A 12,539-nucleotide genomic window follows, 5' to 3' on the forward strand; every position below is an offset into this window, starting at 1 on the left:
GTAAGCGACATGGCATTCGAAGCAATGTTCCAGCCGATCCAGATCGGCAAACTGACCATCCGCAACCGCGTGCTCAGCACCGCGCACGCCGAGGTCTACGCCACCGACGGCGGCATGACCACCGAGCGTTACGTCAAGTACTACGAGGAGAAGGCCAAGGGCGGCATCGGCCTGGCCATCTGCGGCGGTTCGTCCGTGGTCGCCATCGACAGCCCGCAGGAGTGGTGGTCGTCGGTGAACCTGTCGACCGACCGGATCATCCCGCACTTCCAGAACCTCGCCGACGCCATGCACAAGCATGGCGCCAAGATCATGATCCAGATTACCCACATGGGCCGTCGCTCGCGTTGGGACGGTTTCAACTGGCCGACCCTGATGTCGCCGTCCGGTATCCGTGAACCCGTTCACCGCGCCACCTGCAAGACCATCGAGGTCGAAGAGATCTGGCGGGTGATCGGCAACTACGCCCAGGCCGCGCGCCGGGCGAAGGAAGGCGGCCTGGACGGCGTCGAGCTGTCGGCCGTGCACCAACACATGATCGACCAGTTCTGGAGCCCACGCGTCAACAAACGTACCGACGAGTGGGGCGGTACCTTCGAAGGCCGCATGAAGTTCGGCCTGGAAGTGCTCAAGGCCGTGCGCGCCGAGGTCGGTGACGACTTCTGCGTGGGCATGCGTATCTGTGGCGACGAATTCCACCCCGATGGCCTGAGCCACGAGGACATGAAGCAGATCGCCGCGTACTACGATGCCACCGGCATGCTCGACTTCATCGGCGTGGTCGGTTCGGGTTGCGACACCCACAACACCCTGGCCAACGTCATTCCGAACATGAGCTACCCGCCGGAGCCGTTCCTGCACCTGGCGGCCGGCATCAAGGAAGTGGTCAAGGTCCCGGTACTGCACGCGCAGAACATCAAGGACCCGAACCAGGCTACCCGTATCCTGGAGGGCGGTTACGTCGACATGGTCGGCATGACCCGTGCGCACATGGCCGACCCGCACCTGATCGCCAAGATCAAGATGGGCCAGGTCGACCAGATCAAGCAGTGCGTCGGCGCCAACTACTGCATCGACCGCCAGTACCAGGGCCTGGATGTACTGTGCATCCAGAACGCCGCGACCTCCCGTGAATACATGGGCGTGCCGCACATCATCGAGAAGACCACCGGGCCCAAGCGCAAGGTGGTGGTGGTCGGTGCCGGCCCTGCCGGCATGGAAGCTGCCCGCGTCGCCGCCGAGCGTGGCCACGACGTGACCCTGTTCGAGAAGAAGGACCAGATCGGTGGCCAGATCACCATCGCGTCCAAGGCACCGCAGCGTGACCAGATCGCCGGTATCACCCGTTGGTACCAGCTGGAGCTGGCCCGCCTGAAGGTAGACCTGCGCCTGGGCACTGCGGCCGACGCCGAGACCATCATGGACCTGCGTCCGGATGTGGTGGTGCTGGCGGTGGGCGGCCATCCGTTCGTCGAGCAGAACGAGCACTGGGGTGCTGCCGAAGGCCTGGTGGTCAGCAGCTGGGACGTGCTGGACGGCAAGGTCGCACCGGGCAAGAACGTGCTGGTGTACGACACCATCTGCGAATTCACCGGCATGTCGACCGCGGACTTCCTGGCCGACAAGGGCGCCCAGGTAGAGATCGTCACCGACGACATCAAGCCGGGCGTAGCGATGGGCGGTACCACCTTCCCGACCTACTACCGCAGCCTGTACCCCAAGGAAGTGATCATGACCGGCGACATGATGCTGGAAAAGGTCTACCGCGAGGGCGACAAGCTGGTGGCGGTGCTCGAGAACGAGTACACCGGCGGCAAGGAAGAGCGCGTGGTCGACCAGGTCGTGATCGAGAACGGCGTGCGTCCTGACGAAGCGCTGTACTACGCACTGAAGGATGGTTCGCGCAACAAGGGCCAGATCGACGTCGAGGCGCTGTTCGCCATCAAGCCGCAGCCGATCCTCAGCCAGCCGGGCGAAGGTTACCTGCTGTATCGCATCGGCGACTGCGTGGCCCAGCGTAACGTCCACGCCGCGATCTACGACGCCCTGCGCCTGTGCAAGGACTTCTGATCGCACCGCCTCGCTAGAGGCGGGATTGGCTCCCCTGTAGGAGCGGCCTTGTGCCGCGAAAGGGCTGCACTGCAGCCCCAGCAAGTTCGCAGCACTGCTGGAATGCTGGGGTCGCTTCGCGACCCTTTCGCGGCACAAGGCCGCTCCTACAGGGGTCCGCGCCACCCTCGAGGGCAGCGCAAGAATCCAGCTGTTGTGGGAGCCTCCCATGTTGAACACCCTTCTACCCATCCTGCTGTTCGCTGCCCTTGGCCTGGCGGTGCTCGGCGCCCTGCGCCGGGTGCGCATGTGGCGGCGCGGCCGGCCGTCCAAGGTCAACCTGATCGGCGGCCTGCTGGCCATGCCGCGTCGCTACCTGGTGGACCTGCACCACGTAGTCGAGCGCGACAAGTACATGTCCAAGACCCACGTGGCCACCGCCGGCGGCTTCGTGCTGTCGGCCGTGCTGGCGATCCTGGTGCATGGCTTCGGCCTGCAGAGCAAGATCCTCGGCTACGCCTTGCTGGTCGCCACCGTGATCATGTTCAGTGGCGCCATCTTCGTCTTCAAGCGTCGCCTGAACCCGCCCGCGCGCCTGTCCAAGGGCCCGTGGATGCGCCTGCCCAAGAGCCTGCTGATATTCGCAGCGAGCTTCTTCATCGCGACCCTGCCGGTCGCCGGCATCCTGCCTGAAGGCACCGGTGGCTGGCTGCTGGTGGCCGTGCTGGGCGTCGGTGTGCTGTGGGGCGTGTCGGAGCTGTTCTTCGGCATGACCTGGGGCGGCCCGATGAAGCACGCCTTCGCCGGTGCCCTGCACCTGGCCTGGCACCGCCGTGCCGAACGTTTCGGTGGTGGCCGCTCCACCGGCCTCAAGCCGCTGGACCTGGAAGACCCGAACGCGCCCCTGGGCGTGGAAAAGCCGGTGGACTTCACCTGGAACCAGCTGCTGGGCTTCGATGCCTGCGTGCAGTGCGGTAAGTGCGAAGCCATGTGCCCGGCCTTCGCCGCTGGCCAGCCGCTGAACCCGAAGAAGCTCATCCAGGACATGGTCATTGGCCTGGCCGGGGGTACCGACGCCAAGTTCGCCGGCAGCCCCTACCCGGGCAAGCCGATCGGCGAGCACGGCGGCCACCCGCACCAGCCGATCGTCAACGGCCTGGTCGATGCCGAGACCCTGTGGTCGTGCACCACCTGCCGCGCGTGCGTGGAAGAGTGCCCGATGATGATCGAGCACGTCGACGCCATCGTCGACATGCGCCGCCACCTCACCCTGGAAAAGGGCGCGACCCCGAACAAGGGCGCCGAGGTGCTGGACAACCTGATCGCCACCGACAACCCCGGCGGTTTCAACCCCGGTGGCCGGATGAACTGGGCGGCCGACCTCAACCTCAAGCTGTTGTCTGACGTGAAGAGCACCGAGGTGCTGTTCTGGGTGGGTGACGGCGCCTTCGACATGCGCAACCAGCGTACCCTGCGTTCGTTCGTCAAAGTGCTCAAGGCCTCGGGCGTCGACTTCGCCGTGCTCGGCCTGGAAGAGCGCGACAGCGGCGACGTGGCGCGCCGCCTGGGCGACGAAGCGACCTTCCAGCAGTTGGCCAAGCGCAACATCCAGACGCTGAACAAATACCGCTTCCAGCGCATCGTCACCTGCGACCCGCACAGCTTCCATGTGCTGAAGAACGAGTACGGCGCCTTGGGTGGCGAGTACCAGGTGCAGCACCACAGCACCTACATCGCCGAACTGATCGCAGCCAACAAGCTCAACCTGGGCCAGCACAAAGGTGGCAGCGTCACCTACCATGATCCGTGCTACCTGGGCCGCTACAACGGCGAATACGAAGCACCGCGCGACGTGCTCAAGGCCTTGGGTATCGAAGTGCGCGAGATGGAGCGTTCGGGCTTCCGTTCCCGCTGCTGCGGCGGTGGAGGCGGCGCGCCGATCACCGATATCCCGGGCAAGCAGCGTATCCCCGACATGCGCATGGACGATATCCGCCAGACCGAAGCCGAGGTGGTGGCCGTGGGTTGCCCACAGTGCACCGCGATGCTCGAAGGTGTGGTCGAGCCACGCCCGCTGATCAAGGATATCGCCGAGCTCGTGGCCGACGTGCTGATCGAAGACGAAGCGCCTGCGGCGGGAAAGTCGCAAGCGGCCAAACGTGAAACTGCGGAGGTGCACTGATGAGCGACATCATCCGCCGCGACCCACGCGCCGAGTGGATCGCCCGTAACCGTCTGCATCCGCTGCACGCAGCGATGCAGACGCAACAGACCAGCTGGATGGGCCCCAACGGCATCATCCGCAAGAACCCCCATGCGATCGCCGCGGGCTTCATTGGCCCCAATGGCCTCAAGCGCATCGACCGCAGTGGTGCCCAGCAGGGTACCACCGGTGGTGCGCGGCGTACGGCTGCGGCCGAGGTGCAACTGCCGTTGCACCAGGTCGCGGACCCGGCGTTCTACATCGCCGTGGTCCCGGACATGGTCGGTGGCCGCCTCGGCAGCCATGACCGCGACCTGCTGGGTCTGGCCCATAGCCTGGCCGGTAAGGACGGTGCGGTATTGGCGATTGTGTTCGGCGAACACAAGGAAAGCAATTTCGCCACCGCCGGTGTCGACCGCCTGTTGGTGATCGAAGGCGAGGCATACGAAGGTTATGCACCGGAGCAGATGGTGCAGGGTTTGCGCGCTGTGGATAACCAGTTCGCGCCGCGCCACTGGCTGCTGCCCGACAGCCGCACCGGTGGCGGCGAACTGGGTCGTCGCCTGGGCGCCGCCCTGGGCGAGCGCCCGGCGACGCGTGTCTGGCAGGTCAAGGATGGCCAGTGCATCGGCCGTGCCGGTGCCGGTCAGCAGGACCTGCAGCGTACTCTGCCGCGCCTGATCCTGGCCGCGGCCGAGTGCTCGGACCCGGTCAGCGAAACCCGTCACGAAGCATTGCCGGTGGAGTTGTCCACAAGCGTGGCACGCAGCCTGTCGCGTATCGAAGACCTGGGCTCGGTGGCCGTGGACCCGGCCGCCATCGCCATGGCCGAGTCGGAGTTCATCGTTTCCGGCGGCAACGGCGTCAAGGACTGGGACCTGTTCCACAAGGCGACCGCGGCCCTCGGTGCGACCGAAGGCGCCTCGCGGGTGGCAGTGGACGATGGCTTCATGCCCCGTAACCGCCAGGTCGGTGCCACCGGTACCTGGGTCACGGCGCGCGTCTACGTGGCCGTGGGCATCTCCGGAGCGATCCAGCACCTGCAGGGCATCGGCGCCTGCGACAAGGTGGTGGCGGTGAACATGGACCCAGGCTGCGACATGATCAAACGGGCCGACCTGTCGGTGATTGGCGACAGTTCGGCGATTCTCCAGGCGTTGATCGAGGCTGTGGACAACTACCGCAGCGCCGGCCAGCGCGACGCGGCATAAGGGCACGAGCATGAGTACGAAAGTCATCAGCCTGGTCTCCATCGGCGCCCACCCAAGCTCTGGCCGCACCCGTCGGGCCGAGCAGGACGCCCGCGCCGTGGAGCTGGGTTTACAGCTGGCTGGGGATAACTTGCAGGTCGTGCACGCGGGCGATCCGCGTGAAGAGGCTTTGCGTGCCTACCTGGGCATGGGCCTGGATCACCTCGATATACTGGAGCAGCCGGCCGGCGCCGATGTCCTGGGTGTGCTGGGCGATTACCTGCGCGATGCTGGGGCGCAACTGGTGCTGACCGGCAGCCAGGCGGAAACCGGCGAGGGCTCTGGCATGTTGCCGTTCCTGCTGGCCGAGCGCCTGGGGTGGCCGCTGGTGGTCGGGTTGGCGGAGGTGGAGTCCATCGACAATGGTACTGCCCAGGTTCTGCAGGCATTGCCTCGGGGCCAGCGTCGTCGGTTGAAGGTTCGCCTGCCGTTGCTGGCCACTGTGGATAACGCTGCACCCAAGCCGCGCCAGAGCGCGTTCGGCCCGGCGCGCCGGGGTGTGCTGGCGGCGCGCAACGTGGCGATCGTCGAGGATGAACTGCTGGCTGAGTCCGAGCTGCAACCGGCTCGCCCACGGCCCAAGCGGTTGAAGGTGATCAAGGCCAAGAGCGGTGCCGACCGTATGAAGGCTGCCACGGCCAAAGCCAGTGGCGGTGGTGGCAAGGTGCTCAAGGACGTTTCGCCGCAAGAGGGCGCCGAGGCGATCCTCAAGCTGCTGGTGGAAGAAGGAGTGCTGCGCTAGGCATTCCTACGCCGGGGCCGCTGCGCGCCCCTTCGCGGCACAAGGCCGCTCCTACAGAGGTTATGCGATCCCTGTAGGAGCGGCCTCGATTTTTTACACACCGAATCTGTTCGCCACCCTGTTGATAAAATGTTCACGCTTCGCTGCAGGTCGCGCTGCTCCTAGCCTCCAGCGCTTTGATCAATAATTGAGCAGGCTCTACGCTTCACTTATCCCCTCACCCCTGAACGTTTCCCACAATCGCTGTTGGCGGATCTGTGGATAATCTGTTTGGCCAATGGTACAGCCCACGGATTCATTGGCTTCCAGCTGTTTGTTCATTTATTGATCAATTCGTCTGAAGCCAGCGTGTAACAGGCTGTCCAGGGTACTATCCACAGGCGCTGGCGTCAGATTGTCCATCTTGCCCACAAAGTCTGTTGGCGGCTCTGTGGACAAGATGTTCGGTAGTCGCTGCAGGCCGCGAAATCAAAGGGATACAGTGGATTGATCAAATAACGATCAGATCGTTAGGCTCGCCTACCCCGATAGCTTTCCACAAATAGTGTGTGCCAGGCTGTGGATAAAATGTTGGTGGGTGGCTGCAAGCCCTGTAGGGATAGGGCTGGGTAGGGTTGATCAAGAAATGATCAGCGCGCCAGAGCAGCAATGCCTGTGGGTTTGCCCGCAAATAGGCAGTGAGCTCGCATCCGTTTTCGCGAGTAACCCGCACAGCACAGAGACATCGCAAAAAAAAGAGCAGCCGTTGGGTTGGGCTGCTCTTTCCTGGGTAGGGAAAGCCTTACTGCGCTTTCACTTCCTTCAGGTACGGTGCCGGCTCTGCGCCCAGGTTGTTGAGCAGGCGCTGGCTGTACCAGTCGATGAAGTTGACCACGCCGAACTCGTAGGTCTTGGAGTATGGGCCGGGCTGGTAGGCGGTGGAGTTGATGCCGCGCTGGTTTTCTTCGGCCAGGCGACGGTCCTGGTCGTTGGTGGCATCCCAGACCTTGCGCATGTTCTCAGGGTCGTAGTCGACACCTTCGACTGCATCCTTGTGCACCAGCCACTTGGTGGTGACCATCGACTCCTGGGCGCTGATCGGCCACACGGTGAAGACGATCATGTGGTCGCCCATGCAGTGGTTCCAGGCGTGCGGCAGGTGCAGGATGCGCATCGAGCCCAGGTCCGGGTTCTTGATACGGCCCATCAGCTTCTTGCACGCCTGCTTGCCGTCCATAGTCATGGACACGGTGCCCTTGAGCAGCGGCATGCGCACGATACGGTTACGCAGGCCATGGCTCTTGTGCTCGTGCGGGATGCCTTCGGCTTCCCAGGCAGCGGCGGAGGCGGCTACGTGGTCCTTGAACGCCTGGTCGGCACGTGGGTCGTTGGTGTCGTCCCACTCCAGCAGGGTTTTCAGCAGTTCAGGGTGCGAACCGTTGCAGTGGTAGCACTCACGGTTGTTTTCCAGCACCAGCTTCCAGTTGGCCTTTTCCATCAAGGTGGTCTGCACCGCCACCTTGGCGTTTTCCATGTCGTACGGTTCCATGTAGTGGTCCAGGGTGGCCAGGAACTCGTCGATGGCAGGCGGGTTCTCCGCCAGGCTGATGAAGATGTAGCCGCCCGCGGTCTTCACGTTGACCGGCTTGAGGCCGTACTTCTTCATGTCGAAGTCATCGCCCATCTCGGTGCCGGCGAACAGCAGGCGGCCATCGATCTCGTAGGTCCACTGGTGGTACGGGCAGACCAGTTTGGCGACCTTGCCTTTTTCACTGGTGCACAGGCGCGAGCCGCGGTGACGGCAGACGTTGTGGAAGGCATGGACCTGGCCTTCGGCGCCGCGGATCACGATGATCGGGTTCTTGCCGATCTGCAGGGTCAGGAAGTTGCCCTTGGTCGGGATCTCGCAGGTCATGCCGGCGATCAGCCATTCCTTGTGGAAGATCTCCTGCATGTCGATCTGGAACAGACGCTCGTCGGTATAGAACGGCTGGGGCAGCGAGTAGGTGCGCTCGCGGGTCTGCAGCATCTCGGCGGTTGCCTTGCGTGCAGCTTCCAGTGGATCGCCCAGGCTCAGGGTTGCGGTGACGTCCATCGTTTGGTCCTCAGGGCCGAATGCGGCCGGCGAAAGTGGCTAATCGTTGTTGTGGTTTGCCGCAAGGCTGCTTGCAAAAAACAGCGGGTTCTTTTGCCGTGGAGTGTGCGTTCGAAGGCGTCGCGAACCATATCCATGGGCGACATGGCCGATTCGAATTCCGACGCGCCAGCCCTTGTAGTGCGGGGCTGGTCGCGATAAGCACGCCGATGTCGCTGATGGGAATGTACTTCGTCGCCGGCTTGCGCATTATCGGAGCCATCAAGGCCGGTAGTCGGCCGCTGGAGATGAACATGTCCGATACCTTCCTTAATCCGGTCACCACCCAGACCTGGGCCAATGGCCGCCACATCGTGCGCTGTGTCAAGGTCATCCAGGAGACCTGGGACGTGCGCACCTTCTGCTTCATGGCCGACCAGCCGATCATGTTCTTCTTCAAGCCTGGGCAATTCGTCACCCTGGAGCTTGAGATCGATGGCAAGCAGGTGATGCGCTCCTACACCATCTCCAGCTCGCCCTCGGTACCCTACAGCTTCTCCATCACCGTCAAGCGCGTGCCGGGCGGGCAGGTTTCCAACTGGCTGCACGACAACATGCACGAAGGCTTCGAGCTGGCCGTGCACGGGCCGGTGGGCCTGTTCAACGCCATCGACTTCCCGGCGCCGAAGGTGCTGTACCTCTCCGGTGGTGTCGGGATCACCCCGGTGATGTCCATGGCACGCTGGTTCTACGATACCAACGGCAACGTCGACATGGTCTTCGTCCACAGCGCCCGCTCGCCGAAGGACATCATCTACCACCGCGAACTGGACCAGATGGCCTCGCGGATTCCCAACTTCAGCCTGCACATCATTTGTGAGAAGCATGGCCTGGGCGAGCCTTGGTCGGGCTACCGTGGTTACCTGAACCAGCGCCTGATGGAACTGATCGCCCCTGACTATATGGAGCGGGTGGTGTTCTGCTGCGGCCCGACCCCTTACATGAACGCGGTCAAGCGCATGCTCGAGGCGGTCGGCTTCGACATGCGCAACTATCACGAGGAGTCGTTCGGCGCGACCCCGCCGGAAGCCAAGGCCGATGCCGTGGAGCATGCCGAGCAGGCTGCCGAGGCCGCCGAGGAAATGGACGCCGCCGACCTCAACCTGGTGGAGTTCGTCGGCAGCGAGAAGAGCATCCGCATCGCCCCGGGCGAGACCGTGCATGCCGCTGCTGCCAAGGTCGGCCTGATGATTCCGAAGGCGTGCGGCATGGGCATCTGCGGTACCTGCAAGGTGCTCAAGCTCGGCGGCGAAGTGGAAATGGACCACAACGGTGGCATCACCGAGGACGACGAGGCCGAAGGGTACATCCTGTCGTGCTGCAGTGTGCCGAAAGGGGATGTGCGGATCGATTACTGATCCCGGACACCTCAAGGGGCCGCTTAGCGGCCCCTTTGTTTTTGGGCGCGCTTTCAGACAGAAGGTTGACCCAGGTCGGAACAACCCTCCAGCACGCCTGTCAATCTAGGCCAAGTCATTGTTTTCCCATATTTAATGGCGAGGCCGCGCGCTTTTCTTTATCGTGTGCGCCCTTTGCAACAACCCGAGATAGACGCATGTTGGAAGCTTCCCTGAATCAACTCGAGCAGCTGGTCAACGACCTGATGCAGAAGAACGCTCAACTCACCGAGCAGAACACCGCCCTCGGCCAGGAACTGGCCCAGGCCAAGGAAGAGAACGAGACCCTGCAGTTGTCGCTGATGGAACAGGAAGAGAAGCACGGCGCCACCGCCGCGCGTATCCAGGCCCTGGTTGAGCGCGCAAGCGCCGGTGTCGTCAACGCATGAGACTGCAAGCGCAGCCGATCAATGTCGTGTCGATCCTTGGCAACGACTATTCGATCAAGGCGCCCCAAGGCCAGGAAGAGACCCTGGCGCAGGCCGTGCGGATGCTCAACGCCTCCCTGGCCGACACCAAGCGTCAATACCCGACCCTGATCGGTGACAAGCTGCTGGTGCTGGCAGCCCTGAACCTGTGTTCCAGGCAGATCGAACTGCAACGCGAGCACCAACAGACCCTCGAGCGCACCCAGGCGCAGATCGACGCCACGGTCGATGCGATCGTGCGGACCATCGCTGAACAGTAAAAGACGCGCCGCTTCCCCGCCCCCATAGAGGGGCGGGGCATTGTCCTGGATCACTGGAATAACTGGATACGTAAGTGTATACACTCTTCCCAAAACAATAATTAACGGGGAGCAGGGCATGCGTATCTGGCGGCGAAGTATCCAATGGCAATTGATTGCGAGCATGGGCGCAGCCCTGCTGGCGAGTATTCTCGTGGTGGTCGCGGTCTATACCGCGGCGGTCAACCGCCTGACCGAACGCTACCTGGTCGACACTGCATTGCCGGCCAGTATCGAGGCCATCCGCAACGACATCGAGCGCATGCTTGGCCAACCCCTGGTGGCGGCGGCGGATATCGCCGGCAACACGCTGCTGCGGGATTGGCTGGCAGGCGGCGAAGACCCCGCCCAGGCGCCGCGCTTCCTCGAGTACCTCGAGGCTGCCCGGCAGCGCAACCAGGCGTTCACCGCGTTGTTCGCGGCTACCGCGACCAACCACTACTACAACGAAAAAGGCCTGGACCGGACCCTCAGTCGCGATAACCCCAAGGACCAGTGGTTCTACGGCTATATCGACAGCGGTGCCGAGCGGCTGATCAACATCGATATCGACGGCTCCACCGGCGAGCTTGCCCTGTTCATCGACTATCGCGTGGAAAAGGACGGCCAACTGGTGGGCATCGCCGGCATGGGCCTGCGCATGACCGAACTCTCCGAGCTCATCCACAATTTCAGCTTCGGCGAACGCGGCCGGGTGTTGCTGGTGCGCAATGACGGCTTGATCCAGGTCCATCCACAAGCTGAATTCAGCGGCAAGCGACAGCTGGCCGAGCAATTCGGCGATGCAGCGAGCCAGGCCGTACTGGGTGGCGGTGAAGGGCTGCGCAGCGTGCGCTTCAACCGCGATGGCGAGGACTACCTGGCGTTGGGGCTGCCCCTGCGTGACCTGAACTGGACCTTGGTGGCCGAGGTGCCGGAAGCAGAAATCTACGCACAGATGCACGAGGCCGTGTGGTTGACCAGCCTGATCGGTGGTGCGGTGGCGCTGGTTTCGTTGTTGCTCGTGGTGCTGTTGGCGCGTGGGCTGGTGCGGCCGATCCGCCAGGTGACCTCGGCGCTGGTGCAGATCGGAAGCGGGGCGGGTGACTTGAGTCACCGCCTGGACGACACACGTGAAGACGAGCTCGGTGACCTGGCGCGTGGTTTCAACCGCTTCCTCGACAGCCAGCGTGCGTTGATAGGTGAGGTGCTGCGCACCACCGAACGTCTGCACCGTTCGGTGGAGCAGGTGACGCAGGTGGTGGACAACACCGCCGACCGCTCCGGCCGGCAGCAGGAAATGACCGAAATGGTCGCCACTGCCGTGCATGAAATGGGGCTGACCGTACAGGACATCGCCCACAATGCCGGCAACGCCGCCCAGGCATCGCAGTCGGCACGCGACGAGGCGCTGCAGGCGCGCGAGGTGGTGCATCGCTCCATCCACAACATCGAGGGCATGTCTGGCGAGATCGGGCGTGCGGCCCAGGCGGTGGGCCAGTTGGCCGACGAGGTCGCCTCCATCGATGAGGTATTGGCGGTGATCCGCAGTATTTCCGAGCAGACTAACCTGCTGGCGCTCAACGCGGCCATCGAGGCAGCCCGGGCCGGTGAGATGGGGCGTGGTTTCGCCGTGGTGGCCGATGAGGTGCGTACCCTGGCGCGGCGTACCCAGGTGTCCACCGACGAGGTGCAGCAGATGATCCAGCGCCTCAAGCAGGGGGCCGGCAGTGCGGTGGCATCGATGCAGGCCGGGCAGCAGGCGACGGGCAGCGGCGTGGAATCCAGCCAGCGTACTGGTGCGTCGTTGGGCGCGATCACCGACCAGGTGGAGCACATCAGCGACATGAACCATCAGGTGGCGACGGCGACCGAGGAGCAGTCGGCGGTGACCGAGGAAATCAACCGGACGGTACAGGGGATTTCCGACCTGGCCCGGGAGACGGCGGCCGAGGTGCAGGTGTGTCGTGAGCAGTGCCAGGCGTTGCGGGGGTTGGCCGATGACCTGGCGCGGCAGATGGGCGGGTTCAAGCTTTAGATGGGCGCTGGCTTCATCGCAGGACACGCCCGCTCCCACAG

9 protein-coding genes and 1 pseudogene are annotated in these 12,539 nt (G+C 63.7%); 9 read left to right on the forward strand and 1 reads right to left on the reverse strand.

Translation table 11 applies throughout. The features are described from left to right. Nucleotides 1-9 precede the first annotated feature (9 nt). The 4 genes from dgcA (at nucleotide 10) to K8374_RS01290 (ending at nucleotide 6,244) form a co-directional block, all read left to right on the forward strand. Nucleotides 10-2,070, forward strand: a complete 2,061-nt coding sequence (gene dgcA, locus K8374_RS01275; RefSeq protein ID WP_224457653.1) for a dimethylglycine demethylation protein DgcA — start codon at nucleotides 10-12, stop codon at nucleotides 2,068-2,070. Nucleotides 2,071-2,278: 208 nt separating this feature from the next. After that, the gene (gene dgcB, locus K8374_RS01280) at nucleotides 2,279-4,231 is read left to right on the forward strand and encodes a dimethylglycine demethylation protein DgcB (protein WP_224457654.1); all 1,953 of its coding nucleotides are present in this window, start codon (nucleotides 2,279-2,281) and stop codon (nucleotides 4,229-4,231) included. After that, complete coding sequence (locus K8374_RS01285) at nucleotides 4,231-5,463, forward strand: electron transfer flavoprotein subunit alpha/FixB family protein (protein WP_224457655.1); 1,233 nt, start codon at nucleotides 4,231-4,233, stop codon at nucleotides 5,461-5,463. The genes dgcB and K8374_RS01285 overlap by 1 nt, the downstream gene beginning before the upstream one ends. A gap of 10 nt (nucleotides 5,464-5,473) precedes the next feature. Further along, entirely contained in the window at nucleotides 5,474-6,244 is a 771-nt protein-coding gene (locus tag K8374_RS01290) for an electron transfer flavoprotein subunit beta (protein ID WP_224457656.1), read from the forward strand. A 781-nt stretch (nucleotides 6,245-7,025) separates the two neighbouring features. Here K8374_RS01290 and gbcA read toward each other — a convergent pair. After that, a complete protein-coding gene (gene gbcA / locus K8374_RS01295) occupies nucleotides 7,026-8,318 on the reverse strand; it encodes a glycine-betaine demethylase subunit GbcA (RefSeq protein WP_224457657.1) in 1,293 nt (430 codons plus the stop codon). 293 nt (nucleotides 8,319-8,611) lie between these two features. Here gbcA and gbcB point away from each other — a divergent pair, with 293 nt between their 5' ends. The 5 genes and pseudogenes from gbcB (at nucleotide 8,612) to K8374_RS26375 (ending at nucleotide 12,498) form a co-directional block, all read left to right on the forward strand. After that, nucleotides 8,612-9,715, forward strand: a complete 1,104-nt coding sequence (gene gbcB, locus K8374_RS01300; RefSeq protein ID WP_224457658.1) for a glycine-betaine demethylase subunit GbcB — start codon at nucleotides 8,612-8,614, stop codon at nucleotides 9,713-9,715. Nucleotides 9,716-9,912: 197 nt separating this feature from the next. Then, nucleotides 9,913-10,143, forward strand: coding sequence for a hypothetical protein (locus K8374_RS01305; RefSeq protein ID WP_070090739.1), 231 nt, complete (start codon nucleotides 9,913-9,915; stop codon nucleotides 10,141-10,143). Further along, nucleotides 10,140-10,442: a cell division protein ZapA gene (locus K8374_RS01310; RefSeq protein WP_224457659.1), complete on the forward strand. Its 303-nt coding sequence runs from the start codon at nucleotides 10,140-10,142 to the stop codon at nucleotides 10,440-10,442. The genes K8374_RS01305 and K8374_RS01310 overlap by 4 nt, the downstream gene beginning before the upstream one ends. A 301-nt stretch (nucleotides 10,443-10,743) precedes the next feature. Then, nucleotides 10,744-11,586: pseudogene (locus K8374_RS26370) on the forward strand (cache domain-containing protein); the annotation flags it as partial. A gap of 207 nt (nucleotides 11,587-11,793) precedes the next feature. Continuing rightward, a complete protein-coding gene (locus tag K8374_RS26375) occupies nucleotides 11,794-12,498 on the forward strand; it encodes a methyl-accepting chemotaxis protein (protein WP_411969626.1) in 705 nt (234 codons plus the stop codon). Nucleotides 12,499-12,539 lie beyond the last annotated feature (41 nt).

The organism is Pseudomonas sp. p1(2021b), from assembly GCF_020151015.1.
Lineage (GTDB): Bacteria > Pseudomonadota > Gammaproteobacteria > Pseudomonadales > Pseudomonadaceae > Aquipseudomonas > Aquipseudomonas putida_K.